Consider the following 26058-nt stretch of genomic DNA (forward strand, 5'->3'; position numbering starts at 1 on the left):
CAATTTCTTTAGACATTATGCAAAGAAGGACATTTGTTAAAAGTGCGGGTCTGCTTGCCGGTGCCGGTTTGGCACTTCCTGATTTAACAGGTGCGATTGGCACACCTGTTTCAAAAAATAAATTACCGAAATGGAAGGGTTTCAATTTGCTCGATTTCTTCTCACCAGACACAAATTCTTCAAGAAAGAAAACAGAAGAGGAGCATTTAAAATGGATGAGCGACTGGGGATTTGACTTCATCCGCCTTCCTATGGCATATCCCGCATATCTTAAATTCGATAGAAGCAAGAATATCACACCCCGGGAAATTTATCAGATCGACGAACAGGCGGTGGATCGAATTGACTCACTTGTTTCGCTAGCCCACAAATATAAATTACATGTCAGCCTGAATCTGCACAGGGCGCCCGGTTATTGCGTCAATGCTGGTTTTCATGAGCCTTATAATCTTTGGAAAGACCAGGAAGCGCTTGATGCGTTTTGTTTTCATTGGAACATGTGGGCGGAGCGATACAAGAATGTCTCTTCCAAACTGATAAGTTTTGATCTACTCAATGAGCCAAGTTTGCGGGAGGACATGAACGACCAGCTTTCCAAAAGGAGCTCTGTGCCGGGTGCTGTGTATAGAAAACTTGTGATTGCGGCATCGGAAGCGATTCGTAAGGAAAATCCAGATCACCTCATCATTGCGGATGGAAATGATGTCGGTTCCAAAGTGATTCCGGAAATTACGGATTTAAATATTGGTCAAAGCTGCCGGGGTTACCATCCAGGGACAATTTCACATTACAAAGCACCGTGGGCACATAAAGATCCGGAACATCTTCCTGAACCAAAATGGCCAGGCCAGGTTGGGGATCAATTTCTGAGTAGGGAGATGCTCGATAAATACTATAAACCTTGGATCGATCTTGTAAAACAGGGAGTGGGAGTTCATTGCGGAGAATGCGGCTGCTGGAATAAAACCCCGCACGCAGTATTTCTGGCATGGTTTGAAGATGTACTTGCTATTCTCACTTCAAATGGCATCGGTTTTTCATTATGGGAGTTCGCCGGAGACTTTGGTGTTCTTGACTCGGGCAGAACGGATGTTGTTTATGAGGATTTTCACGGCCACAAACTCGACAGAAAATTGCTTAACCTGATGCTGAAATATTAGTTTTCTTATGATCGAATTATTTGTTTTTCAAAAGTTTAATGAGGATTTCTACGCTTTGTTCCAGTTCTGGTACTGTCGATGAAGCAAAACCCAAACGAGTTGCGTTTAACTTCTCCGGGAGTAAATTACTTTCAGCTCCATCTGAAAAGTACAAACCTGTTTTCAAGGCCCTTTGGGAAAGATTTTCAAGGTCAATATTTTTATCAAACCTGGCCCAGACAGCCATACCACCATCGGGAATTTGGAACTGTATAAAATCAGATAAATGTGATTGGAGCAATGTACAAAAAACGTCACGCCTTTGACGGTACGTCCGAAGAGACTTTCGCAAGTGCCTTTGAATAATACCATTTTGAAGAAGCTCAGCCATGGCGTTTTCGAGCATGTTGTCTCCCTGACGGTCGATAATACGGCGCAGAAATGAAAGATGTTTGATCACGTTCTCTGACCCGACCAGATAGCCGACACGGAAAGCTGGCGAAATGGTTTTTGTGAAGGAACCGCAATAAAGCACCATCCCAGCCTCATCTGCTCCTGCAAGCGGAAGCAACGGACGGCTCAGATAGTGAAAATCATAGTCATAATCATCTTCAAAAATGATGAAGCCGTACTTTTCTGACAACGTCAGCAGTTGGAGACGGCGGTCAGCACGAAGTGCGACGGTGGTAGGGTAGTGGTGGTGAGAAGTTACATATAACATCCGTAACTTTATTTTTTTGCAGACATCTTCAAGCGCGTCAACTACAATTCCGTGTTCATCCACAGCGATTTGCAAAATATTTGCTCCTGCCTGCATAAAGTTCATCCTGGCGCCAGACCAGCCGAGCTCAGTAAGTGCGACATTGTCGCCGGGTTTTAAAAGTCCTGTACTGGCAAGATACAAACCCATTACAGTCCCACGGACAATAAGAATATTTTCCGGCCCTGTCTTCAAGCCGCGTGTTTCGTTCAGGTAATTTGAAAGTTGCTGACGGAGCCAATAACTGCCTGAGGGATCTCCGTATCCCAATTTTACATAAGAATTTCCAGTGATCAGCTGGGTCCGATATGCCCTGGAAAGTTCTTCCAATGGTGCAATCCGAGGATCCGGAAAGCCGTCATCGAGTCGCAATGAGGACGCGTTTTTCAAAACACCACGGTGTAAATGAGGTTTTTTCTCAAACGAAAAGCCGGCGATTTTTTTTGTGTCAATTATTTTGTCTGAATGATCATTCAGGGGTTGTGGTTTAATTTCAGGAAAGTTTCTGGCGACAAAAGTTCCGCTGCCGGTTTTGCTTTCGAGCCAGCCTTGTGCCAACAATTCGTCATATCCCCGCACAACCGTTTTTCGATGAATGTTCAGGGTTTCTGCCAATTGCCGGGTACTTGGTAACTGTTGGCCTGCCTGCAAAATTCCTTTCCTGATCAAATCCGTAAGCTGATTTGCGACTTGGAGATAGACTGCGACCTTTTCGCTTTTATTTATAGAAAGCTGAGAAGAGAACGGAAACATAAATTGGACTATCTACTTTGTTGAAATTGGATTATTGTCTTCATCCAATAACCGAACAATTTTGTAAAAAAACAAACGATATGTCAGCACCACTCCAACATCTCATTCCAAGCCGCGCCGCCAAAAAAGCCCAATTTGACACGGCGTCAATTTATCCGATCCTCGATGAAGCACTTTTTTGCACCATAAGTTATTCGATTGATAATCAGCCGTTTTCTATTCCGACTTCATTTGTGAGATATGAAGACAAGATCTACATTCACGGTTCAGTAGGAAGTCATTTTCTAAGACAAATCGCTACTGGGATTCCGGTTTGCATTACGGTCATGCTGGTAGATGCACTTGTTGTTGCGAAGTCTGCGTTCAGTCATTCGGTGAACTATCGATCTGTTGTAATATTTTCCAAAGCGGAGATAATCGAGGATTACGGGCAAAAACTAGCATCCTTTGAATGGCTGACCAACAAAGTGGTGCCTGATAGTTGGGACTATTTGCGACCGGTCAAGCCAAATGAGGTCAAAAAAACAACTGCCCTGGCCTTTAAACTTGACGAAGCGTCTGCGAAAGCGCGAACAGGTATGCCAAACGATGAAGAAGAAGACTTGGAGCTACCGATCTGGTCAGGACTTATTCCTTTGTCAAACAAAAGATTATCTCCAATAAGTGATTCGTTAAGTGAAAATATTTCGCTGCCAGCTCATTTACAAAATTTGTAATCCTTCCCGAAATTTTCGTATCGGCTCCGGAACCACAATGCACTTTGTGGTTCCGGAGCTTTTTTAGTTTTCAGGTCTTTTTAACAAGATTCAGAATTTCTATCGTATTTATCTTTTATTTGTAACATTGTCGGATCAATACTGCAAATATCACCATGGACAAATTAGAGAAAGCTTTTACCCTTTTTGACGCATATAATAAGAAATCCCCTGAAACGATTTTTTGGGAGAACCAGGCGTTTCCCTCTGAATATTTTTATGCGTTAAAACTGTATGAATGGGTAAAAAAACTGGAACCGCAAGCCTCGGAAAGTCTGCTGCTGGCATCCCGCGCACAACATATTGGCCGCTGGGAAATTTCTCGCAAATCTTATCCGGAGGGTAGAGTTGGTTATTTAAAATGGCGTAGTGATTTGGGCAAATTCCACGCACAGACTGCGTCGGAGCTTTTGAAGGAAGTTGGATATGATGATGAGACAATTAAACGCGTGCGTGAAATAATTCAAAAACAACGGTTAAAAACCGACGAAGATGTTCAGACCATCGAAAACGCGTTATGCCTGGTTTTCCTTCAGTTTCAATTCGACGATCTGATTGAAAAGGTAACTGAAGACAAAATGATTGATATACTTCGGAAAACCTGGGGTAAAATGAGCGATCCCGGTCGAAAGCATGCCCTGGATTTAGAATTCAGCGAAGCTGGATCCGCTTTGATAAAAAAAGCTTTGAGCGAAAATTGAATTTATTTGATATTAAAATAACGGAACTGTTAGTATTATTTCTATTGTACTTCTTCAAGTTTTAAATTATTGCATTCCCCGTAAAATTTAATATCTAAATCGACAGTTTTGCCGCTATGGAGGCTGGACTCCCACTTTATTCCCTTTTGGAAAACAACTCCAATATTCTTATAACTTCAATGATTTGAGAATTTAAATAAAATATTATTAAGTTAGACTTGGTGATTGTAGACATTGTTCGTAATTTTACTTTGCAAGTTTTTCGACAAGTAATTTAGATATATTTATACTTTTTAACCTCAAATTTAGCTTGCATTCCTTTATTGCAGAATTTTGACGAGTTATCACTTTTTCCATATCTTGATGAAATGATTGATTTCTGTTCAAGTGAATAAATACTATGGAAGATTGCTTCATAAACTATTTCTACAAAACTGACAGGACTATACACACGCTATGATAAGGACTTTTAAAGTATATCCGATTTTACTCAACATATGAACCCAAGAAAAAATTTACTGGTAATGGATGATGAGCCAAGTATTTGTAAAATACTTGAGCATTTTTTAAAGAAGGATTTTAATGTATTTGTCAAAGGCGACGGTGCTGAGGGTATGTTATGGCTGGAAGAGGGGAATGAAGTTGATCTTATAATTGCGGATTTACAAATGCCGAATTTAAATGGCAAGGAATTTCTGAAAACTGCAAGAGCCAGTAACCTCTATGCTGATATTCCCGTAATTATACTTTCCGGTTCAGATGAAAGTAGTGAACGAATTCAATGTCTTAATCTGGGCGCAGATGATTTTATGGTGAAGCCATTTAATCCTGTTGAAGTTCATGCCAAGATCAATGCCATATTAAGACGTAGCAAAAGATACTCCTGATACCGTAAACCTGCGACAAGATGGAATGGACAAGTCAGTCTGAAACTACTTCTGTTGAAACAAAAGTACCCCCTTCTGCACAATACCGAATTGCTTACCTTACGAAAGATTTCGATCAGTATTTATGGTTTTCAGCTAATTATGGCACTTTTCTCCAGATAGAATATTTCGAAGAAAAGGAAGATCTTTTGAAAGCTTTGCAAGATTATTTTCCCGCTGATGCAATTCTGGCTCATGTAAAAAGCGGAGCCTGGGAGCTTTTGGATACCGTGAGAAACAATCCCGGATTTGGAAATATACCCTTTATCGTTTTAGTCGAAAATTTGAACCCGGCTGTTATCAAAAACGCCAGAGTAAAAAAAGCGGACGACATTTTTGCAACTAGTTTTGCTGAGGGTGACCTTTTGAACAGGCTGCATTACTTCACAAAACGTAAATGGTATGTGGCCCGGAAGGCTTCTCAAAAAATTGAATCTGAAAAAAATCAGACCCCATTCTGGAAAAGGGCAATCGATATCATTTCGACAGGAACGGCGGTAATACTTTTATCCCCAATCTTTATTTTGGTAGCGCTGCTTATCCGGCTGGACTCCAAAGGCCCGGTTTTCTATAAGTCGAAGCGTGTGGGAAGCGGCTATAAAATTTTTGACCTTTACAAGTTCAGAACGATGCGGACCGATGCAGATCAAATGATCAGGAAAATGGCTGCATTGAATATGTATAATGTCAAAACGCCTTCTGCGGAAATGAAGGCTGAGAATTCAAATCTTTGTGAAGTTTGTCAGGCTGGCGGATCTTGTAACCGAAGATTGTTTCTTGACGGAAAAGAGATTTGCGAAAAAGTTTACCAGACCCAAAAGGAGCAGAAAGCGGCTTTCATGAAATTTCAAAATGATCCGAGGATAACAAGAATCGGAAATTTTTTGAGGAATACCAGTCTGGATGAGTTACCGCAGCTTATTAATATTCTGAAAGGAGATATGTCGCTGGTTGGCAATCGGCCTTTGCCTCTATATGAAGCGGAGAAGTTGACCACTGACCGTGCCATTTTGCGTTTCGCCGGGCCGGCGGGACTAACCGGACTTTGGCAGGTTACCAAGAGAGGAAAGGGCAAAGCAGATATGTCCGAGGAAGAGAGAACAGAATTGGACATTACCTACGCCAAGAATTTTTCTTTCAAAATGGATATGGAAATTATTTTAAAGACTTTCCCTGCTCTCTTTCAGTCCGAAAATGTTTAGCAATTTTTTGCTGGTTTTAACGATCAAAACGGCATAATCATTACTATTTACAGTTGATGTTTTTGATGAAATATTTCTATTTATTAGTTGTCTTTTTATTGTTCAACAAGACCGTAAAAGCTCAGGAATCGCTCAGTGGCGATATTTCCTACGCATATGTTGAAAAGCTCGTTGAAACGGCAAAAAAAAATTATCCAAAATTCAAAATGTACGACGCCAGAATGGAAGCTGGCGGTTTTGTTGTTAAAAAGGCAAAACTTTCGTATTTCGAAATCTTTTCGTTTTCATATCTTTTCAGCCCGGATCGTTTGGTAGTCGGGAGTCCATCCGCTTTAAACGGATACCAACTTGGTTTTTTTGTTAATATCGGATCCCTACTGCAAAAACCTTCATTGATCAAACAAGCAAAGAGCGAATTACAAGCTCTGCAATTTGATAGGGACAGTTATGAACTGAACCTGGAAGCTGAGGTAAAAAGACGCTATTACACCTATATACAATACCTGGCATTGCTGAAAGTTAAATCTGAGGCCCTTCAGGATGTTGAAAGTCTTCAGGAGGAAATGAAGTTTCGTTATGAAAAAGGTGAAAGGTCGCTGGATGAATACACGAAAGCTCTGGTTGCTGTTTCGGATAGACAACAAAGTATGATCTCTGCGGAGGTCGATATACTAATTTCGAAAGCCAGCCTGGAAGAATTATTGGGTCAAAAACTGGAAAATATCAAATGACGGAGCTTTCGCAATTCCTTCGAATACTATATAGAAACAAGCTGACAATTATCCTGGTACCGCTGTTAACGGTTGTAGCCTGTTATTTTTTGGTTAAAGAACTCCCTGACCAGTATAAGTCTCATGGCAGTATTGCTACGGGACTTGTTGATAAAACGGACCAGGGGATTATGAATACCGGAACAGAGCAGGATTTTGAGATCGCCAGAAAGTTTGACAATCTTATTCAGATGATGTCTTTGAAAAAGGTTATCGATGTGGTTTCCTATCAGCTGCTAATTCATGATCTGAAAGCTTCCGAAAGTGATGATTTCAGAAAAGAATCTAAATTACTAAGCGGCATGGGTGCCGCCGAGCGTAAGACAGTCTTGAAGATTCTTACCCAAAAATATAAAACCCAGGAAGAGCTATTTCCCGAGCGTAATGAAGAGAGGAAAATTCAGGAGGTACTTGCCGAAATGGAGTATGATGCCGCCCACCTTCAAAAGAAACTTTCGATTTTCAGGTTGTCGAACAGTGACTACATCAGTATTGATTTTGAGGCTGAAAACCCTTTTCTTGCCTCATTCGTTATCAATACATTAAGCAACGAATTTATAAATCTCTACTCAGCCCGTCTTGCAAATAACAGCGACAAGACAATCAGTTTCCTGGCAGATTTTTTAAATCAGAAGCGCGTGGTTTTGCATGAGCAAATGAACGAGCTTAAAAATTACAAGATCAAGAACCGGGTATTAAATCTTGACGAGCAGGCCAAAAGTTTGTATGGGCAAATGGCGGAGTTTGAAATCAGACAGGAGGTTGCAGAAAAGGATATTGTTGCTTATGCTGCCGCCATTAAAAATATAGATGCCAAATTCAAAGGTCCTGACCGGAATTACCTGGAAACTGCATTGGCCGGTATCAATCAAGAGATCGTGTTGACAAAGCAACGGCTGCGATCGGCGAATGAGTTGTATGTCAAAAGTAATTTTGATCCAAAGTATAAGGCAAAAGTTGATTCCATTCAGAAAAAACTCTCTTTTCAAATCGCTGAGGCTACCGACAAGAATATTTACAGCCCTCTGGTTGTCAAGGAAGAGCTGGTTTCCCAGAAAATGACAATGGAAATCGCCCGAGACCTGGCAGTTAATAGTGTTGCGTCGATAAAAGGTGAGTTGAACAGACTCAACGCAAAGTTTGATGGCCTGGTGCCAAACGAAGCAAAAGTTCAGGAGTTTGAAACTGCAATCGACATAGCCAGTAAGGAATATATTGAGGCACTTCAAAAATATAATGATGCCAGATTAGCGTCCAGTTTTCCGGTACAATTAAAAATTGCCGAGCGGGCTCTCCCCGGACGGATACAACCGTCAAAAAAAATTGTGCTTGTAATCCTGTCAGGTGTTATCAGTTTGGTCTTTTGCCTGGTTGTGTTTTTAGTTCTCTATTTTCTGGATGGCGCAATTCGTTATCCTCAGCAATTGGCTGACGCAACGGATCGGCCTGTGCTGGGGTATCTCAATAACATCAAGGGTAGTATGGATATGAGCCAGCTGGATGGTGAAACCTCTCATGAAAAACGAATGCAGCTTTATCGTAATCTGATTCGTTCCATCCGGTTTGAGCTGATGAATGAAGGTCCGGGGACAAAGCTTATTTCGATTACGAGTCTTAAAGAAGGCAATGGAAAAACAATTTTAACGCTAAGCCTGGCTTGGGCATTTTCCAAAATCAGCAAAAAGGTTTTAATAATAGACGGAAATTCGCGTTATTCTGAGATAACAAAAATTAAAGGCGGTTCACTATTTATCGAAGACTACCTCGTTGAAAAAACTAACGAAGTCACCGATACTGACGAAGGTGCCATTTATTTCCTGGGTAACAAAGGTGCAGACACTTCCTTATTTGAAATTGCCAAGGAAGAACGAATCAATATGAAATTGAATAACCTGATGGAGCAGTTCGATATCATTCTGGTCGAAACGGACTCTCTCGAATCAATGAACAAAGCCAAAGAGTGGATCAGTTTTTCTGATATCGTCGTCGCTGTTTTCGGGTCAGGTAATTCCGTTTCTACGGAAGATAAAGCCAAGATAGATTATTTAAAGAATCTGAATGGAAAATTCGCCGGCTGGGTTTTGACAGGTATTCAGGAAGATATTGAACAAACGGGGAAGATTACTAAACGTATAGCTGAATGAGCATCATTTCATTTGTTTGGTGGGCTGTGCAAGGGATCATTGGATTTTTCCTGATTTTTCCTTTGCTGCTGGCTTTTTTTAATCTTTTTAGAAGGAAGAACCAAAAAGCAGAAAACTGGTCTGATTCCGGCTTACGGTCTCAGGCTGATTATGCGCTTATTGTTGCAACTTATCAGCAAACGCAGCAACTGCCGGATGTGATCGATAGTTTATTAAAGATCAATTATTCCAATTATCTGATATACATCGTCGCCGACAATTGCGATATCTCCGAACTTCATTTTTCCGACAGTCGCGTTATATTACTTCAGCCTGATTCTATCCTGGCGAGTAATACCAAATCACATTTTTTTGCTATAAATAATTTCAGGCGTCAGCACGAACGAATCGCCATTATCGATAGCGACAATATTGCTGATCCTGAATTCATAAACGAGCTTAATGTTTATTTTGACCAGGGATTTCTGGCAGTCCAGGGTATCAGGAAAGCAAAAAATCTGGATAGCAATTATGCATGTCTGGATGCTGCGCGAGATATTTATTATCATTACTACGACGGTGAAATGTTGTTTCGTGCAGGATCTTCTGCAACACTGTCCGGATCGGGAATGGCATTTACAACGAAGCTATACAGGGAGTCATTAGAGCATCTGAATATTTCTGGCGCAGGTTTTGATAAAATTTTGCAAAATGCAGTGGTGAGTGCCGCGAAAAGAATTGCCTTTGCCGAACATGCTGTGGTATATGATGAAAAAACTTCTGCTTCCGACCAGCTTGTAAAACAACGCTCACGATGGATCAATACCTGGTTCCGTTATTTTAGCTATGGGTTTTCTCTTATTTATCAAGGTATTAAAAATGCGAGCTGGAACCAGTTTTTATTCGGATTTGTGTTACTTCGACCGCCGCTGTTCATCTTTCTGATCTTATCGGTTTTCTTTATGATTTTGAATCTTTGGATTAATCCATGGATTTCACTAGCTTGGTTTACAGGTCTTTGTGCATTTGTAATTGGTTTTTTGATCTCGTTGATGGCCTCTCCGCTCGACAAGCGTATTGTAAAATCTTTAAAGACAATTCCCAATTTCATGTTCTATCAGATTGTTTCACTGCTGAATGCCAGGAAGGCAAATAAATTGTCTGTAGCAACGAAACATAACTATCGAAAGGAATCTGAACAATGAAAGTTTTTCCAACAAGAAAATACAAAAAACATGAAGTTGTTCCTAAACTGACCAGGGTGGAGCAAATGACAAAAAAGGTGGCGCTTGCTTTGGCATTTATCAGTGTTTTCAGCTTCTTTTTTAAAATCCTGTTTTTTTAGTTTTATAAAATTTTGAAAGGCCTGCCAGAAGATCACAGAGAAAAGCCACAAGATTCTTACTTCAATAGGTTATCAAAACCAGTTGTAGTTGGTCTGCTGGTGCTGTTTTCCATATTTTTTGGTTATTTGGCTATCAAAGGTGGAATGGCTGTTGGCCTGCTGCTGATCGTTGTAATGATTGCAATCCCGACCCTCTATGCGATTATTGTATATCCGATCTTTGGGATACTGGTCCTGCTCACGATGGGTTTCTTCTTGTTTTTTATTCTGAGGTTTGGTGTAGATTTTCCATTAGGTACGCTAATGGACGCGTTGCAGCTTCTACTGATTATTGGATTTTTTATAAAACAGAAGCAAAACCCCGACTGGAAAATATTCAAAAATCCAGTCGCTTTCTGGATATTGATCTGGATTATCTACAATCTTATTCAGGTTGCAAATCCCTGGGCCGAATCACGTCTTGCATGGGTTTATACGGTGAGATCGGTGGCAGCAGTAACGATCATGTACTTTGTATTTGTATATCATTTAAGATCAATTCAAGCCATCAGAATTATTTTGGCCGCCTGGATTATTTTAGCTTTTTTAGGTGCATTATATGGCTTCAAACAGGAATTTCTTGGATTTGGCGCTTCCGAGCTGCGCGATTTGGAGGCTAATCCGCTGACTGTAAGTCTATTGTTTATTAACGGACATTGGAGGAAATATTCAATCTTCTCGGACCCAGTCGCTTTTTCCTATACGATGGTTTGTGGAAGTGTAATATGTATAGCACTTCTTTCCGGAAAGATCTCCAATACGAGACGTATTATTTTGTGTCTGCTGGTTGGAATGTTTGTGATGGCGATGTTATACTCTGGAACACGAGGGGCTTATGTGTTGATACCGGTTGGCCTGATATTGTTTTCTATTTTGAATTTCAGTAAAAAAATAATGATATTTTCCGGAGCACTGGCCGTGGTTATCGGGATTAGTATTTTTATTCCAACATCAAATCCAACGCTCGCAAGATTCCAGACAGCTTTTCGTCCGTCAGATGACGCATCGTTTAATGTTAGAAAGGTCAACCAAAAAAGGATACAGCCATTTATTCTGTCACATCCGATTGGTGGCGGCCTGGGTGCTACCGGGGCGTGGGGCGCCAGATTCTCTCCCAACTCTTTTTTGGCAAGTTTTCCTCCCGATAGTGGGTATATCCGTGTTGCGGTCGAAATGGGCTGGATCGGCCTTTTGTTATTTTGTATGCTTGTTTATTCGATTTTAAAAACAGGGATACTCAACTTTTATAGTATCGTAGACCCGGAGTTAAAACTGTATTGTATGGCGATGACACTGGTAATTTTTGTGTTGAATATTGGAAATTATCCACAGGAGGCACTCGTACAGTTTCCAAATAATATACTTTTCTACGTTGCAGCGGCCATCATTCAAACTACTTTCCTGATTGATCAAAAGCAAAATTTGTTAAAGGCCAAACTAACGGACGAGCAGCTCGCTTAGTTGCGGAATTCGTAAATACGATAACCGCCAAATACCTTGACAATACTATATTTTTCTTTGATTATTTTCCTGAGATCTGGTATGATCAGAAAATCCAGTTCGGGATCGGATTCAACGATGTAACGGACCTTTCCATTTCGTAACATATTTCCGAAATTTTCATATCCCAAAACCTTGGACCGAACGTTCGAAGATTTGAAAATATCAAGCTGCGGAATTAATGCATGTTTAAACAAAATGTTGTTGATCCCTCTACGCCCAAAGACACTGGGTGTAATTGATTCGTCATCCAGGTTTGCAAAGATATAGTCATCAGCTTTCAGATTTTCTTGAAGATAGGAAGATACCTCTTCAATTAGCAGATCTTTTTGATCAATTCCCGGATTGTTACGTTCCTGCAATTGCCGGACCTCCCGGAATTGATGTATAAAAGTCAGAAAACAAATGCAGGTCAGATATAGTGTGTAAGAAGCAAAAACAAAAGGCCGGTTTGTAGCCTGGTAGCGATGAATTCGCCAGGATATCAAAATTATCGAAACCACAAAAAAGGGATAATAATAGGAAACATTTGAACCGCTTTTCAGTACCGTCAGACTTGCAAACGCGAACATGGAACAAGCCGTGAATGACAATAATCTTGTTGTCTGGTCGGATTTGAACAAATTCCAGTGGTAAAATGTAATCCAGAGAACAGCCAAAGCCGGGATCATGATTTTGATTTTAAATCCTAACCCAAAAACGTAAAGGAAAAACCATTCAGGATCTACACCGTTCGCAACGCCACCAATAACGTTCGTAAAAAAAATAGGTCCAAATTGAAGAAAAACAACGGTGATACAAACAAGCATTGAAATCGAAATTGTAATGAATGCAATGGCAAGGCTTTTCCAGTCTTTCGAAAAAACTAAAAAACCCAGTATTATCACGGGCATTTGCACACCACTTTGCTTGACAAAAATGACAATAATAGAAAGGATGGCGGCAACAATTAAAAAGTAAACATTTTTTTTATTTTGAAATAAAATAATCGCCCAAACGGTAACAATGAGGAGAAGATCCATCAAGGAATCAGGGCGAACGGTACATTCCTGACGGAAAACACAAATGAAGGATGCCAATGATGTAATGACGGATAATTCTCTCGAAATCTTCAAATTCCTGGCGCAGACCTGAAAGACAACAATAGCCAGGAGAATATTGAAGAATACATTTAAATATCTTCCGATTAAGTAGATCTTATAAATGTCGATCCCCGGATCCAGAGAGAATAATTTTCCAAGAAAGGCGCATAGGTAGTGGTAAATCGGCGTATACTGTGTGATGGCGAAAGGAGCGAATGTCGGATCTGTGTATATTTTCCCATCGTAAAGGATTTTTTGGATGCTGTATATGACATTCTGTTCAACGCCGCCAAGATCTGTTTGGCTGCTTTGTGCCAGCACGATTCTGAGAATAAAAATTGATAAGGTAATTATTGATACAAGTATTGCCGAGAATTTTAGGATTTTATCTGTAGGGATTATTATACTTTTAATCATTATATGTTATTGGATTTGGAGGTGCCGGTTATAATCAAAGACCGCAGATTACTTACATCAACCCGGGACAAATCGATATAGTATCGAGTTTGATGGCTGTGTTAGTAATACAGGATAATTCCTTGAAAATGATTTGGTAAATATGGTAAAAATTAATTTCTAAAATGTCAATATGTTAAGAATTAGTTCTAGATTTGAGTAGCAAAATTGCTACAATGTTTTCTTGACGATTACTTCACATTCCGTTGCAAAGAAGATAAATATTCCCGTTGTGAACGACATTAAAATGTTAAATAAATTATTAAGTTTTATTGTACTTCTCAGATATGGGCGTCTGCCAATTGAGTTAAGATATTTTTACCGGGATACTTATTATTGTCAGTTGGTCCAGCTGAAATATTTTATTCGTGACTACATCATTAAGAGCCCCTACAAAAAGCTTGAATTTCACGGAGAATTTGCTCCTGAACTTCAATTTGTCTTGCCTTTTGCCTACTGGCATTATAAAAACGGGACTTTGAAAAAAACAGCATCTGCTAAATATACGAAGGAGCTTTACTTCTTTTCTCCTGATCACGAGGATTCTTTCGAAGTAAGGACAGAGCGCGGAAATTACAATTTTGAAATGCCCCGAATCTTGTACAGTCAGAATTACAATATGAAAAAATGGCTGCCTGTTCCCTTAAAAGAGATGTATGCCAACGATATTTATAAATTTAAAAAGCCAATTTTGATCATCGCCAACCGCTATAATATGGAATGGAATGGGCCGCCAATTAGTTATTTCAATACAGAACTGCTGGCTTTTATTATTGACAAGCTGAAAGAACAATATACCATAATCTACAACCGACCACGACCTCAGCATATTACGATGGATAACAGCGACATTTATGATATGAATGAATATGAGTGGTTGGAAAGAGAATATCCTGATGTGCTGCTGATGGAAGATATCTTTCAGCAAAACAAAGGTAAGGCAAACAATTTCAATCATTTACAGTTACAGGTATACGCAAACGCATCAAAATTTATCTCCATTCACGGCGGCACGGCTACCCTCGCCAGCTACTTTGGAGGTACCAATCTCATATTGTCGAAAGAAGGGCCGGAGCATCACTTTGATTGTTTTCATAAACTGTATCCTAAATTCTCTGACGCTACAATACTACATGCGAAAACAGACGACGAGGTAAAGAAATTTGTTGTGGAGCATTTTGAAAAAAAAATTAATTCAATTCCTCTCTGATGAAATTGCAAGGGCAAAATATAATTATTCTGGGGCTACCGAGATTTGATGCTGTAATTGAGTCTACCAACTATACGATAGCGAAGTTACTTGCAGCAGAAAATAATGTTTACTATATAGAACACCCCCATACGATAAAAGACTACCTATGCCTCAGAGAATCTAAGGAAGAAAATAAAAGGGAAGGTTATTTTTCGATTACAGGCAAAGCGATGATTTCTACGCCTGTTCCGAATATGAAGGTGATTGTTCCGCCAGTTTTATTGTCGATTAATTTCTTGCCGGAAGGTGTGTTATTCAGGCTTGCACTTCGTTTCAATGAGTTTTTGATCAGAACTAAATTGAAGGGGATGATCAAAGAACATAACATCAAAGATTTTATTTTTATCAATTCCTTTAATTTCCATTATCCCGACGTTATTGATGGACTAAATCCCAAGCTGACAGTTTACCAATGTGTTGATCCGATTGTCGTACCTTTTGATGCCAGACATGGAGTAGTTTCGGAGGATAAATTGGTAACAAAAAGTGATGTCATTTTGTGTACGAGCCGCGCGTTATACAATAATTGTATCCAAAAAAATAAGAATACTTTTTTCATTCCTAATGCTGCCGACAATACCCACAGCCAGACGGCATTGGATGAAAACCTACCAGTTTCTTCGATTTTAAAAGATTTTCCCAAGCCTGTGATTGGTTATTTTGGAAATATTGAGAGACGAATGGATTATGCGTTACTGGGCGAAGTGGCCGCAAATAATCCTGACAAAAGTTTTGTTTTCGTGGGGCCGCAGGACAGATCGTATATTCCTGATTCGTTTTTCGAAATGAAAAATGTATACTTTACCGGTAGCGTGGCCTATAAAGAAATGCCTGCTGTTTTAAAAGGTTTTGATGTCGCATTGCTTCCTTTTAAAAGAGACGAGGTGAGTAATACAATTTTTCCGCTGAAATTGTTTGAATATCTGGGGGCAGGAAAACCTTCGGTAGCTATTAATTTCAACGACGATCTGGTTGACTTTACAGGAGACACCGTGGCGTATTGCTCAGATGCAGCCTCCTTTTCATCCGCTATTACGAAAGCCTTGGAGACGAATAACGAAGATAAAAAGTTACAGCGAATCCAAATTGCCCGTAATAATACCTGGCAGGTAAGAATTACGCAGATTGCAGATATCCTGGCCAATGCACTGGAATTGAAACGGGAAAAAGCTGTTTAGAGCTTCTCTATTTCTTTTGGTGCCTTTGCATGCAGATTGAAAAAGAAACCTTTGAATTCTTTGATGACACGTTTCGAAAAGAGCTGGAAAAAACTGCCGTCTCTTTTGAGAGTGCGTGCGCCAGTCCAGACTCTCGCCGAGTTTTCTTTCATCTGTTTTATTTTTCCGTAACGCATCAAAGCATAAGCCATTCTTCCATCTTCTCCACGTACATTTTTCATTACAAATCCAATTTTTAAAGCGGGCTCACGTAAAAATCCCATACTGATTCCATAAGTATTCAGATACGGGCGATTGATGTGACGATATTCGGCGATAATGTCCTTTGTTTTTTCTAATAAAGAAAGCTGTATTCTCGAGTACCCGGCTTCACTGATAAAGGAATACCGTCCATAAACACATGAAACACCAGGCTGACTAAGCAGGTCGACCATTTCGTCAAGCCATTTATTCGGATAAAAACAGTCTGCATCTGCCAGCAGAATATATTTTCCTTTTGCATTTTCCAGACCGAGCTGCCTTGCAGGCCCAGGTCCCTGAATGGGCTGAAAAAGCCCTTTTATTTTTAAAGAATCAATAGTTAGCTGTGTATCATCGCTTGAATTGTTGTTCACGACAATAATTTCGAACGGTTTCACCGTCTCCATATTGGCCAGGGTAGCAATACATCTGAGCAGATTTACCTCTTCGTTCCAAGCTGCAATGACGATGCTGACAAGTGGCGCGTCGCTTAAAACAGTGGATAGCTTAGCATTAATTTCATCAAAAACCTGACTAGGGATCTGACTGAAACGCTCATACTGAAAATCGTATTTTTTTAGCCATTCAGGGTTTTTAAATATTGACATTTGCGAAGTTCTTTTGAGTGAACAAATAAGTACTAAGATCAGCTAAAACGAGGTTTTACATATTTCATAAAAAACTCTGGGTAAAACCGGTACGCGTACACGAACGTGTGCAGGATATTTACACGGAGTAATTTATAAAGTATGGTTTGTGCAATGGCAAAAGCTATAAAATTAGAGATCAACGTTGCGTAGGCAGCACCCATAACACCTATCCGGCTTATTAAAAGATAGTTTAGGCTCAGATTGAGTACGGCAGTAATGATCACAATCGTGAAGGTTATTTTTGGCTTCCCTATGGAATCAAGTATGGTTCCAAATTGCCTGCCGTAGGGAATGAGCACACAGTATAAAACCGTAACCTTTAAAATTGGAATTGTTTCTGCATATTTTCCTCCTGCAATCAGATTGACAACAAAATCCGGAAAGAAAAAAAGGAATAACAGCGCGGGAATTAATATGGCAAGGATGGTTCCTACCGATTTTTCATATAGATATTTAATGGCATCTTCGCCGTCCGTTGCCAGTCTCTTTGCGCTTTGCGGAAAAACAATAACTGCGATTGCATTGGTTGGAATGTCTACCAGATTCATGATCCGAACGGCGATATTAAAGGACCCGGAGGCAGCAGGTGATAACAATGATCCAAGCATCATCTGATCTATTGTACTTGAAAGTATCGATCCAACGGAAGTACCGAACGCATATTTACCATAATTAAGTAACTTTTTAATCCATTCACCCGACACTTTAAATGTAAATTTCAAAAGGTCTTTCACAAAAAAATATTCCAGTATGATGCTGAATAGCAGACTGATAGCTTGTACATAAACAAGCTCAACCAATTGGATTTCAATTTTGAAAATGAAGCAGATCAGGAGATATGTAAAAAACAGCCCTTGTTTTAGAAGGTTGGTGAAAAAGATCCCGTTGAACCTGAAATTTGCCTGCTCGACCCAGTGAAATTGCGATAGAATTCCTGAGAAAATATAAACGATACTGTAAACGCCGAACAGAGAAACGATTTCGCCTGACTGCCAGATTTCGCCTAGATAGCTGGAAATGGAAAGGTTAATTAGTACGCAGAGAAAAGTGAGTATGCCGCATAAAGCAAAAGAGGACGAGATGATCTCGTTATGTTTTTCACTTTCTGTAAAAGAAATATATTTGATCAGAGCATTTTGGATCAGACCGCTTCTTACCATTTCGAAAATAGTCGTCGTGGCCATAAAGAGTGTCCAGATTCCAAACTCATGTTTGTCTAACATTCTGACCATCAGATAAAACCCTCCGAATCCGAAAAGCACGCCGGCAAAATTTTGTACTACATTGATGATGCCTGACTTCAACCAATAGTGGTCATTGTTCGGCTTGCTATCTGCCATGATGTCAATTATAATGGATAAAGGTTTTCTGCGTTTTTCTTTATTCCCGATTAAGGAGCCAAGAGATTCAGACTTATGAGGTTAAGTAATCATAATTAAATTTCAAATGACGATACGCGTGACGCGCGCCTGTCACAGCAAAATTTTCTGTCTCACGCCAGTAATTTCTACGGACCGTGCTAGGCTCCTCCGAAGAATTTTTTTGCTCAAACAAGCTGGTGTAATCTTCATAAAATAATGCTTTTCCCTTATTTTTGAGAACAGACATCATCATTTTATACTCAGTAACTTCCACTTTCAACCCTTCGGGATATCGCCCGAATCTTTCGAAAAAATTGCTTCGTCGAAGGTGCGGGTGATCGCTGTAATAGTAAAACTTCTTGTAACCCGGGTTCCATAGTTTAAATATCATCTCTGAAAAACCATGGCTGTAAGGCTTTAAATATGGATACTTGAAATAGGCATAAAACCTGACGAAGTCCAGATCTTTGCGCTGCTCCATGAATCCCAGTGAATTTTCCAGGGCCGCGGGGAATATAGGTTCCGGTACAAAATCTTCCTGGACATATAAGGTATAGGCAGATTTTACCGCATCCTGACCCTTATTAATGTTGTTTCCAAGTCCCTTATTTTTCGGAGTCGTTACCAGATTGAACTCATAATGCTGTTTCAGAGCATTTATATATTCCAGATGTTCCGGCTTACTGCCGTCGTCAGATACCACGATATCACCAAAATTGCATTCCAGGTCACGGAAAGATTTGAGAAGTCTTTCAAGTGAAGTGCTCCGGTTATAGTGCGTTACGAGCAGCGTGACATTTTTAAAATCAGACATAAAAAGCTCTATTTTAGATAGCCGGATACGATTTTCCTTAATTTGTTATACGCTTTTCTCATGAGTCTTATCGAGTCGCTGACTGGTTTATGATCCTTGTAAGGAGTCATTCGTAGGTATTTGTAGAATTCGTCTTTATAAGCAAGGTTGCAGTTGTACGATTTGAAAATTGGTTTAATATCCAGGTAATGTATAAGGTATGGATCTGCAATTTCCAAAACTGCAAAGGTGTTCCATCGCTGGTCGAGTATAACCCACTGGTTTGCCAGAACCACATTTAGACCATACTGATCGGGGAAACTCGCCGAAGCAATATTATCGTAAATACACTGAATCACCCGGTTAGAAATATCGGCTTCTCTCCACTTTATCGGATCCACCAATAACATACCTGCATTGAAATAAGGCGTTTGAGGATCGAAGCCGAGTTCCTTATAATTAGGTACGCCACCCCATTCACTGCTGAAAACTTTTGCAAGATCGGGCACTGCGGCAAAGAGCTTATCTTCAAGATTGATATGCCACAGTTTAGAGATATCTTCTTTCAGGATCATATCCACATCAAGGTAAAGAAATCTTTCTGTTTCTTTCGGAATGATATAAGGCGCGAAAAGTCTAAGATAAGTTGTGATTGGAAATGCGGACTTATCAACCGGAATTTTAACATTCGGAGGTATTACTTTCGCCGTTTTAAACCAGTACATAGTCGTAACATCTTTGCTGCTCGACTGCTCGATTTTTTTTCTGCTCGATTCTGAAACACCATCATCGATAATGTACAGGTCTATTTTTTCAGGAGTTTTATGGTTTACTTCAATCGACTTTATCAAAGCTGCCAGCAGGATAGCGTAGTGATTGTCGGTAGCAACTACGATAGTAATTTTGTCCTTGATGCTCATGAGAGATATGAAACGTTAAGTATTGAATAATAATTTTTCTTTCGCAATCCTTAGTTTGGCACGGCCGATTTTTCAGTTTCCTTCTTTTTATACATGAATCTCATTTCTATATTTTTATAAGTCCAGACGGACGCGAAAAATATGATGATGAAATTGAGAATAAACAGATATGAATAAGCAGACGGTGGAAATTTTAGTATTCGGATGAAAAGCACGTTGAAAAGACTGATGAAGAGCGCGTGCGTCATGTAAATTGAGTAAGAGTATTTCCCCAATTGATGTAAAAAGCCAATTTTTTTCATTCCGGAAGAGAAAATTCCTTTTTCGAAAGCGAAAATATAAATGCAGCAGAAGAATAATATTTCATATACAAAACCTAGTTCTTTCAATAATTCGCCAGCAGCTATGCAGGTGGTTATAAGGCCAAGGATCAAAATTTCTGCAATTGAAAAAATAAAGGTGGGAAATTGTCGTACGCTTGTATGGGATGTATTAAACAGGTTGAAACAAAGCACTCCAACGAAGAAACCAAGGATACCTCTGATAAAGCCGAAATCGTACGTGAAATGCAGTTTAAATGAATGCGAAACAAGCCAGAGTGCTCCAAGACTTATGCATACTGTAAGGCCGTAATATCGATTTCTGTTTTTAGTTTGCCGGGATGAATTGATGAACCAAACAAGTACTCCAAAAACCAGATAAGCGCACATCTCCACACTGATTGACCAGCTTGGTATATTCCAGCTGACATCCTTAACTCCCGGGACAGGTGTAGAGTTAATCAAAAAAAGCGAAGTAAAAAATGTCGTCAGATTATTATCAGGGTTGTTAAGATTGTTGACTTTAATGTAGGGACTCAGTATTGTTTTGGAAAATTCCACGACTACAAACAACATCAGCATGAAGAAGTGTAGTGGGTATATCCGATAAAATCGCTTGATTAAAAACAGTTTGGCAGTTTGGCTGTCAGAAATATTTTGATAACTATATCCGATCACAAATCCACTCAATACAAAGAAAAAATCCACGAACATATCAGAATTTTCGATAAAGCTGTTGTTCAATATCGGGGTCTCTGAAAAGGCGCATAAATGAAACAGAAATACCAGAGAAGCAAAAATGCCTCTAAAAATATCCAAAACTTCAAATCTGTGTTTCTGACTAAGTAAATTGTTCATTCATATATTTAAATGTCACGCTGAAAATATTTTTTTTGGTATTGGGCTCATATCGATACTGAAATTCTTCTGAGGCCTTCGCGATAATCATTAACCCAAAATGCTCGCTGGTTGTGATCAAAAGCTGCGGCATTTCCACATCCTCCATTTCCGCTACAACAAAATCGGCATCCAGTTCAGATCGGACGATGACCTGCAAAGAATCCATTCCGTTTTGATATACTTCTAGTTGCCGCTCTGAGACAAAATCATTAAGCGGCCAGACCAAATGTTTTTCGCCACTATTAACCAGTAGCTTTAATGGGTTTCCCCGGTCTTCCTTTTCAATAGTAAGCGAATTTTCGGTCACATTTATGTGAAGAGCGCTCTCGTCTGTGCCTGCATGTTTTGCGCCATTAATTAGCAATTCTGTTAATGCCCATTTTATCCGAGACAGCACTTCTGGTGACACAGGTACCAAATCCTTCGGTTCTTCAATAAATTCTACACAACTTCTTACCACCGAAGCAACATCTTCCGCCTTGTTTGAGAACACAAAAGACTTACTATACCCGTTATTTTTCATGCATTAATTTAACATTTCCATAGCCTGATTATAATCCTTGTAAATTTTAAATACCTTATCCATTCTGATTAATGTAAGCAGATTTTTAACATCCGGCTTTAATGATACAAGGTAAATATCTGTTTTCCTTGGCATTGCGTATTTCAACGCAACGACCAAACTTCCTAAAAATGAGCTGTCGATATAATTTACGTTTTCAAAACTGACAATGATCAAACCAGCCCCGTTGGCAATCAGCGTGATCATTTCTTCTTTAAACTGGTCTGCGTTTGAAAGGCTTGCTTCCGCTGGTATTATGGTTGCCTGAACGACTTGATCGATTTGGTTAACTTGAAGTATCATGATGGGTTATTGTTTTTCTATAAAAATTATACTTGCGTCGTCCATTTGGTTACTGTCATTGATCTGATTTAAAACATGTGTTTTGATCAGATCAAAACTTTTAAATTTCCCCAGATATGGTCTGATCTTTTCAACAAAAAAAGGATAGTCACTTTTTTTGGAACCATTTGAAGGAATATCAATCATGCCATCTGTAAAGATGGCCAGCTGATCACCCGACTTCATTTGGATGATCTGCTCATCATAGAATCCATCTTCCAGAAGTCCCAATAAAAGGCCACCCGAAAGAACGGTACTCGTGGTATCCTGTTCAGCATTAAAACTTATCAGCGGCAAATCTCCGGCTCCGGTGTAAGATATCTGCCCAGTCTGATTGTCCAGCAGAAGAAGTGAAAGGCTCGATAAAATATTTTGCAGACTTTCGTCCAGACAAACCAGTTTGTTTATTTTGTGAACAATCGTATTTAAAGCAAAATCATTGTCGAGCACACAAAACCTGATGGCAGCACGGATGTAACTCATAAATCCAAAAGTGAAAAACCATGCTTTCCACTTTTTTCCCATAATATCACCTAGGAGGGCGAAGCAATAACGCTCATCCACTTTAATGAAATCGATAAAATCACCTCCCGGATATCCAAGATATCCTTTGTGCCAAAAGTGGATTCTAAAACTTTGTAATTCGGGGCTTCTTTCAGGAACAGATTTTACGTTTAAGGTCTCCGCGGCTATGCGTAATTCCCGAATGGAGCGGATATGTTCATTTTCAAGTGACTTGATAATATTATTCAGCTTGGAAATGATCACCGGCATAGGTGTTTCCTTATTTATATAATCTAATGCATTCATATTCAGTCCTTCCAGCATCATGGAGTCGTCTGTAAACGATGTCAGAAATACAAAAGGGATATCTCGAATATTTTGGTTTAGTAATACGGTTTGCCGGAAATCGAAGCCGTTGATTTCGGGCATATCATAATCTGACAAGATCAGATCCGGCCTTTCCTGTTCCAGCAAACTCAGTGCTTCGGCTGCTGAATCAGAAAGCAGGCATGTATACCCAGCTCTTTTCAGAGACGACTCTATAACTTTCCTGAAAAGAAGATTATCTTCTACAATCAAAATAGTTTTTACTTTCGAAGGAGGTTCCGGGAAGGCGATCATTTCTTTTTCAAATTTAAAACGAACATTAAAACTCCGCCGAAAATAATTAACAGCGAAATCAGATCCATGATCGTCACGCCGTCATTTGCATTAAAAAAAAATACAGTGAAAATCTCAAAGCTTGGCGGTGCCGGCATAATGATCATCGCAAAACCTACTACAATTAATAGTAAGGCGAGAATAAACATTACTCCTTTTTGTACTGCATTTTTCCTTAAATAATTCTTGCTTATTTCACTATCAATTTTCGTTTCAGACAATAATTTTTCAAGACCTTCCAATAATTCCTCGCGAGATAAATTATTATCTTGATCAAGTGCGGTGTAAGGTTCCAGCTTTTTCGGCGTGAATAGTGACCTCTGGAAAGCATCCGCGATTTGCTGTTGATAACGTTTTGAACTTTTACTATCGACACTCGTTTTGTCGATTAATGCAATCAATTCACTCACTTTTTCTTCCAATGCAATATTTCCGTCGCCATTTGCCGGCAACTTGGAAGATGGAATATTATTAAAACCAGGTAAGCGAGTTATTTTCACTTTTTTAACAATTGATTACACTTTCGGTAGTTCGAACGTTGCTCAGATTGCTTTTTGATCAAAAAATAGAGCAGTGCGACAAATTTTGGTTAAAGCTATGTTTTTATTGTTAATTTTGAAATACTTCTACAAATCATTGAAATTAATTCTTCATTTTTATAGACAACAATTCGATACATTTCGACCGGATGAAAAGAGTTTCTATTGTTACTGTTAATTTTAATCAACCAAAAGTTACAGAAGATTTGCTCAAATCCTTGAAGGAGGTAAACACTTATCCCAATTTGGAAGTAATTGTTGTTGATAATGGGAGCAAGGAAAACTGCGTTCCCGATTGGGAAAAGCGATACAAAGACGTCACCTTCATTCGTTCAGAGCGGAATACCGGCTTTGCGGGAGGAAATAACATCGGTTTAAGCAAAGCAACTGGGGATTACTATTTTCTTATCAACAATGATACCGAAGTGACCGCAGATTTAGTTGCAAAGCTAGTGGGGACACTGGAAAAAAATCCTGATATCGGTATTGTATCTCCCAAAATCCACTATTTCGATCAGCCCGGAATGCTTCAATATGCCGGATATACACAAATGAACTATTACACGGCAAGAAATGCTTGTATAGGCCAGTTTGAAGAAGACAGGGGGCAATTTGATTCCTTAACCGGCGTAACCGGATATGCGCACGGAGCAGCAATGATGCTTTCCAGAACAGCGGTGGAGAAAGCGGGGTTCATGGCGGAAAACTATTTTTTATATTACGAAGAGCTGGACTGGTGCGAACGTATACGAAGGGCTGGTTATGAAATTCACGTCAATTTGCAGGCATTAATTTATCATAAAGAATCTGTTTCTGTTGGTAAGAGATCAACGCTGAAAGAATTTTTTATGACCAGAAACCGGATACTTTTTATCCGGAAAAATACGCCTACCGTCACTTTTACAATTTTCTGTTTTTACTTCCTTTTGACGGTGATACCGAGAAATTTATTTGGTTATATAAGAAATAAAGAGTTTAATTTTATTCCCTTTTTTATAAAGGCGATTCTGTGGCACTTCTCGAATGCTGTTGATAGTAAAAATCTAGGCTACCCTGTCAAATTTTAATATATGAAACTCCTTTTCTGGCTTAGTTTATTCATTGTTTTTTACACGTTTCTCGGTTACGGAATTTTACTCTATTTCCTGGTTAAGATTAGGAAAATTTTTAAAGGTAAGCGGCTCATTCCGGGTTTAGATCAGGATTTTCCCACGCTGACTTTGGTTGTGGCAGCTTACAATGAAGAGGATCTGATTTTAGAAAAAATCGGAAATACGCTGAGTCTTAACTATCCAAAGGAAAAGCTGAATCTATTGTTTATCACGGACGGATCCTCGGATAAAACGCCTGAATTGATACGAGGATTTGCGGATATAAAACTTATGCATTCGCCGGCACGGAAGGGTAAAATCCATGCGATCCACCGCGCTATGCATGAGGTGGATACCGAGGTCGTGGTTTTCACGGACGCCAATACTTTTCTAAATAAGGATGCCTTGTTATTGATCGCCCGACATTATGCCGACCCCGAAGTGGGAGCAGTATCGGGAGAGAAGCGTGTCATGCAAGATGATGTTTCTGATGCCACAGCGGGAGAAGGGTTTTACTGGAAGTACGAATCAACGTTGAAGAAATGGGACTCTGAATTGTATTCCGTGGTAGGAGCTGCGGGAGAGTTATTTAGTGTGAGACGCTCTCTCTACGAGCAAGTTGAGCCAGATACAATTCTGGACGATTTCATGATTTCCATGCTTATCGCGCAGAAGGGATATCGTATCATCTACGAACCGGAAGCTTATGCATCAGAATTATCTTCTGATAATATTAAGGAAGAATTAAAGCGGAAAGTGCGGATTGCAGCAGGTGGAATTCAATCCATTTTGAGGTTAAAAAAGCTATTTCTGCCATTTAGTTTTCCTTTGCTCTGGTTTCAGTATATCAGCCACCGCGTACTGCGATGGACGGTGACACCATTTCTGATGATACTGGTTTTTGTTTTAAACGGTATCATTTGTGTCCGGTTTCCGGATACGATATATTTCCTTGTCATGGCCGGACAAGTGCTTTTCTATGGAGCAGCGTTAACAGGATGGATACTGGAGAAACGCAAAATAAAAGTGAAAGCCCTATTTGTTCCCTACTATTTTTGCGTAATGAATTACGCAGTAGTTGCCGGTATCGGCCGATATTATAAAGGAAGCCAAAGCGCAGCCTGGGATAAGGCAAAGAGAAAGACCGCTTAAAAATCAAAAACCTCTGAATTTCCCGTAGAATTTCAGAGGCTTG

The 26058-nt window shown here is 39.6% G+C and carries 25 protein-coding genes; 14 read left to right on the plus strand and 11 right to left on the minus strand.

All coding sequences use genetic code 11. From position 1 onward, the window contains the following. The first annotated feature begins 17 nt into the window (after nt 1–17). Entirely contained in the window at nt 18–1160 is a 1143-nt protein-coding gene (locus tag AC1XUO_RS06890; RefSeq protein ID WP_483329035.1) for a glycoside hydrolase family 5 protein, read from the plus strand. A 16-nt stretch (nt 1161–1176) separates the two neighbouring features. Here the strand turns inward: AC1XUO_RS06890 and AC1XUO_RS06895 are convergent, their stop codons facing one another. After that, the gene (locus tag AC1XUO_RS06895) at nt 1177–2652 is read right to left on the minus strand and encodes an aminotransferase-like domain-containing protein (RefSeq protein ID WP_483329036.1); all 1476 of its coding nucleotides are present in this window, start codon (nt 2650–2652) and stop codon (nt 1177–1179) included. 80 nt (nt 2653–2732) lie between these two features. On the opposite strand from AC1XUO_RS06895, the gene AC1XUO_RS06900 reads away from it, so the two are divergent. From AC1XUO_RS06900 to AC1XUO_RS06940, 9 genes are all read left to right on the plus strand, one after another. Continuing rightward, nucleotides 2733–3368, plus strand: a complete 636-nt coding sequence (locus tag AC1XUO_RS06900; protein WP_483329037.1) for a pyridoxamine 5'-phosphate oxidase family protein — start codon at nt 2733–2735, stop codon at nt 3366–3368. Between the two features lie 155 nt (nt 3369–3523). Then, entirely contained in the window at nt 3524–4108 is a 585-nt protein-coding gene (locus tag AC1XUO_RS06905) for a DUF4202 domain-containing protein (RefSeq protein WP_483329038.1), read from the plus strand. A 497-nt stretch (nt 4109–4605) separates the two neighbouring features. Beyond that, nucleotides 4606–4995 (plus strand): response regulator transcription factor, encoded by a 390-nt coding sequence (locus tag AC1XUO_RS06910; protein ID WP_483329039.1) that lies wholly within the window; start codon nt 4606–4608, stop codon nt 4993–4995. Between the two features lie 20 nt (nt 4996–5015). Further along, a complete protein-coding gene (locus AC1XUO_RS06915) occupies nt 5016–6236 on the plus strand; it encodes a sugar transferase (protein ID WP_483329040.1) in 1221 nt (406 codons plus the stop codon). Nucleotides 6237–6301: 65 nt separating this feature from the next. Beyond that, nucleotides 6302–6967: a TolC family protein gene (locus AC1XUO_RS06920; RefSeq protein ID WP_483329041.1), complete on the plus strand. Its 666-nt coding sequence runs from the start codon at nt 6302–6304 to the stop codon at nt 6965–6967. Then, on the plus strand, nt 6964–9150 hold the full coding sequence (locus AC1XUO_RS06925) for an exopolysaccharide transport family protein (RefSeq protein WP_483329042.1): 2187 nt from the start codon (nt 6964–6966) through the stop codon (nt 9148–9150). Before AC1XUO_RS06920 ends, AC1XUO_RS06925 begins: the two co-directional genes overlap by 4 nt. Beyond that, nucleotides 9147–10334, plus strand: a complete 1188-nt coding sequence (locus tag AC1XUO_RS06930) for a glycosyltransferase (RefSeq protein WP_483329043.1) — start codon at nt 9147–9149, stop codon at nt 10332–10334. The genes AC1XUO_RS06925 and AC1XUO_RS06930 overlap by 4 nt, the downstream gene beginning before the upstream one ends. Further along, a complete protein-coding gene (locus tag AC1XUO_RS06935) occupies nt 10331–10474 on the plus strand; it encodes a hypothetical protein (protein ID WP_483329044.1) in 144 nt (47 codons plus the stop codon). Before AC1XUO_RS06930 ends, AC1XUO_RS06935 begins: the two co-directional genes overlap by 4 nt. Before the next feature lie 12 nt (nt 10475–10486). Then, nucleotides 10487–11974, plus strand: coding sequence for an O-antigen ligase family protein (locus tag AC1XUO_RS06940; RefSeq protein ID WP_483329045.1), 1488 nt, complete (start codon nt 10487–10489; stop codon nt 11972–11974). Here the strand turns inward: AC1XUO_RS06940 and AC1XUO_RS06945 are convergent. Next, a complete protein-coding gene (locus tag AC1XUO_RS06945) occupies nt 11971–13512 on the minus strand; it encodes a hypothetical protein (RefSeq protein ID WP_483329046.1) in 1542 nt (513 codons plus the stop codon). The genes AC1XUO_RS06940 and AC1XUO_RS06945 overlap by 4 nt on opposite strands. 286 nt (nt 13513–13798) lie before the next feature. Between AC1XUO_RS06945 and AC1XUO_RS06950 the strand changes: the two genes are divergently transcribed. Further along, nucleotides 13799–14761 carry a hypothetical protein gene (locus AC1XUO_RS06950; protein ID WP_483329047.1) on the plus strand — a complete coding sequence of 321 codons (963 nt, stop codon included), beginning with the start codon at nt 13799–13801 and terminating at the stop codon, nt 14759–14761. Next, the gene (locus AC1XUO_RS06955; RefSeq protein ID WP_483329048.1) at nt 14761–15981 is read left to right on the plus strand and encodes a glycosyltransferase; all 1221 of its coding nucleotides are present in this window, start codon (nt 14761–14763) and stop codon (nt 15979–15981) included. The genes AC1XUO_RS06950 and AC1XUO_RS06955 overlap by 1 nt, the downstream gene beginning before the upstream one ends. Here the strand turns inward: AC1XUO_RS06955 and AC1XUO_RS06960 are convergent. The 9 genes from AC1XUO_RS06960 to AC1XUO_RS07000 form a co-directional block, all read right to left on the minus strand. Beyond that, nucleotides 15978–16829, minus strand: coding sequence for a glycosyltransferase family 2 protein (locus AC1XUO_RS06960; protein WP_483329049.1), 852 nt, complete (start codon nt 16827–16829; stop codon nt 15978–15980). The genes AC1XUO_RS06955 and AC1XUO_RS06960 overlap by 4 nt on opposite strands. A gap of 38 nt (nt 16830–16867) precedes the next feature. Further along, entirely contained in the window at nt 16868–18211 is a 1344-nt protein-coding gene (locus AC1XUO_RS06965; RefSeq protein ID WP_483329050.1) for a flippase, read from the minus strand. A gap of 73 nt (nt 18212–18284) precedes the next feature. After that, the gene (locus tag AC1XUO_RS06970) at nt 18285–19046 is read right to left on the minus strand and encodes a glycosyltransferase (protein WP_483329051.1); all 762 of its coding nucleotides are present in this window, start codon (nt 19044–19046) and stop codon (nt 18285–18287) included. An 8-nt stretch (nt 19047–19054) separates the two neighbouring features. Next, nucleotides 19055–19945 carry a glycosyltransferase family 8 protein gene (locus AC1XUO_RS06975; protein WP_483329052.1) on the minus strand — a complete coding sequence of 297 codons (891 nt, stop codon included), beginning with the start codon at nt 19943–19945 and terminating at the stop codon, nt 19055–19057. A 50-nt stretch (nt 19946–19995) separates the two neighbouring features. Beyond that, the gene (locus AC1XUO_RS06980) at nt 19996–21123 is read right to left on the minus strand and encodes an acyltransferase family protein (RefSeq protein ID WP_483329053.1); all 1128 of its coding nucleotides are present in this window, start codon (nt 21121–21123) and stop codon (nt 19996–19998) included. Next, a complete protein-coding gene (locus AC1XUO_RS06985; protein WP_483329054.1) occupies nt 21107–21688 on the minus strand; it encodes an ATP-binding protein in 582 nt (193 codons plus the stop codon). The genes AC1XUO_RS06980 and AC1XUO_RS06985 overlap by 17 nt, the downstream gene beginning before the upstream one ends. Nucleotides 21689–21691: 3 nt before the next feature. After that, on the minus strand, nt 21692–22030 hold the full coding sequence (locus AC1XUO_RS06990) for an STAS domain-containing protein (RefSeq protein WP_483329055.1): 339 nt from the start codon (nt 22028–22030) through the stop codon (nt 21692–21694). Nucleotides 22031–22036: 6 nt separating this feature from the next. After that, the gene (locus AC1XUO_RS06995; RefSeq protein WP_483329056.1) at nt 22037–23194 is read right to left on the minus strand and encodes a response regulator; all 1158 of its coding nucleotides are present in this window, start codon (nt 23192–23194) and stop codon (nt 22037–22039) included. Continuing rightward, nucleotides 23191–23733 carry a hypothetical protein gene (locus tag AC1XUO_RS07000; RefSeq protein WP_483329057.1) on the minus strand — a complete coding sequence of 181 codons (543 nt, stop codon included), beginning with the start codon at nt 23731–23733 and terminating at the stop codon, nt 23191–23193. Before AC1XUO_RS07000 ends, AC1XUO_RS06995 begins: the two co-directional genes overlap by 4 nt. 188 nt (nt 23734–23921) lie before the next feature. Between AC1XUO_RS07000 and AC1XUO_RS07005 the strand changes: the two genes are divergently transcribed. Then, entirely contained in the window at nt 23922–24839 is a 918-nt protein-coding gene (locus AC1XUO_RS07005) for a glycosyltransferase family 2 protein (RefSeq protein ID WP_483329058.1), read from the plus strand. Between the two features lie 3 nt (nt 24840–24842). Further along, nucleotides 24843–26015: a glycosyltransferase family 2 protein gene (locus tag AC1XUO_RS07010; protein WP_483329059.1), complete on the plus strand. Its 1173-nt coding sequence runs from the start codon at nt 24843–24845 to the stop codon at nt 26013–26015. Nucleotides 26016–26058 lie beyond the last annotated feature (43 nt).

This window comes from Dyadobacter sp. HNCC25DJ186 (genome assembly GCF_056895235.1).

Bases quoted from the DNA above. Each gene is read 5' to 3' on its own strand.
- AC1XUO_RS06975 (WP_483329052.1), bottom strand. From the start codon at position 19,945: ATGAGCATCAAGGACAAAATTACTATCGTAGTTGCTACCGACAATCAC.
- AC1XUO_RS06930 (WP_483329043.1), top strand. From the start codon at position 9,147: ATGAGCATCATTTCATTTGTTTGGTGGGCTGTGCAAGGGATCATTGGA.
- AC1XUO_RS06905 (WP_483329038.1), top strand. From the start codon at position 3,524: ATGGACAAATTAGAGAAAGCTTTTACCCTTTTTGACGCATATAATAAG.
- AC1XUO_RS06890 (WP_483329035.1), top strand. From the start codon at position 18: ATGCAAAGAAGGACATTTGTTAAAAGTGCGGGTCTGCTTGCCGGTGCC.
- AC1XUO_RS07010 (WP_483329059.1), top strand. From the start codon at position 24,843: ATGAAACTCCTTTTCTGGCTTAGTTTATTCATTGTTTTTTACACGTTT.
- AC1XUO_RS06955 (WP_483329048.1), top strand. From the start codon at position 14,761: ATGAAATTGCAAGGGCAAAATATAATTATTCTGGGGCTACCGAGATTT.
- AC1XUO_RS06960 (WP_483329049.1), bottom strand. From the start codon at position 16,829: ATGTCAATATTTAAAAACCCTGAATGGCTAAAAAAATACGATTTTCAG.
- AC1XUO_RS06910 (WP_483329039.1), top strand. From the start codon at position 4,606: ATGAACCCAAGAAAAAATTTACTGGTAATGGATGATGAGCCAAGTATT.
- AC1XUO_RS06990 (WP_483329055.1), bottom strand. From the start codon at position 22,030: ATGATACTTCAAGTTAACCAAATCGATCAAGTCGTTCAGGCAACCATA.
- AC1XUO_RS06920 (WP_483329041.1), top strand. From the start codon at position 6,302: ATGAAATATTTCTATTTATTAGTTGTCTTTTTATTGTTCAACAAGACC.
- AC1XUO_RS06995 (WP_483329056.1), bottom strand. From the start codon at position 23,194: ATGATCGCCTTCCCGGAACCTCCTTCGAAAGTAAAAACTATTTTGATT.
- AC1XUO_RS06945 (WP_483329046.1), bottom strand. From the start codon at position 13,512: ATGATTAAAAGTATAATAATCCCTACAGATAAAATCCTAAAATTCTCG.
- AC1XUO_RS06895 (WP_483329036.1), bottom strand. From the start codon at position 2,652: ATGTTTCCGTTCTCTTCTCAGCTTTCTATAAATAAAAGCGAAAAGGTC.
- AC1XUO_RS06950 (WP_483329047.1), top strand. From the start codon at position 13,799: ATGTTAAATAAATTATTAAGTTTTATTGTACTTCTCAGATATGGGCGT.
- AC1XUO_RS06985 (WP_483329054.1), bottom strand. From the start codon at position 21,688: ATGAAAAATAACGGGTATAGTAAGTCTTTTGTGTTCTCAAACAAGGCG.
- AC1XUO_RS07005 (WP_483329058.1), top strand. From the start codon at position 23,922: ATGAAAAGAGTTTCTATTGTTACTGTTAATTTTAATCAACCAAAAGTT.
- AC1XUO_RS06925 (WP_483329042.1), top strand. From the start codon at position 6,964: ATGACGGAGCTTTCGCAATTCCTTCGAATACTATATAGAAACAAGCTG.
- AC1XUO_RS06935 (WP_483329044.1), top strand. From the start codon at position 10,331: ATGAAAGTTTTTCCAACAAGAAAATACAAAAAACATGAAGTTGTTCCT.
- AC1XUO_RS06980 (WP_483329053.1), bottom strand. From the start codon at position 21,123: ATGAACAATTTACTTAGTCAGAAACACAGATTTGAAGTTTTGGATATT.
- AC1XUO_RS06965 (WP_483329050.1), bottom strand. From the start codon at position 18,211: ATGGCAGATAGCAAGCCGAACAATGACCACTATTGGTTGAAGTCAGGC.
- AC1XUO_RS06915 (WP_483329040.1), top strand. From the start codon at position 5,016: ATGGAATGGACAAGTCAGTCTGAAACTACTTCTGTTGAAACAAAAGTA.
- AC1XUO_RS06900 (WP_483329037.1), top strand. From the start codon at position 2,733: ATGTCAGCACCACTCCAACATCTCATTCCAAGCCGCGCCGCCAAAAAA.
- AC1XUO_RS06970 (WP_483329051.1), bottom strand. From the start codon at position 19,046: ATGTCTGATTTTAAAAATGTCACGCTGCTCGTAACGCACTATAACCGG.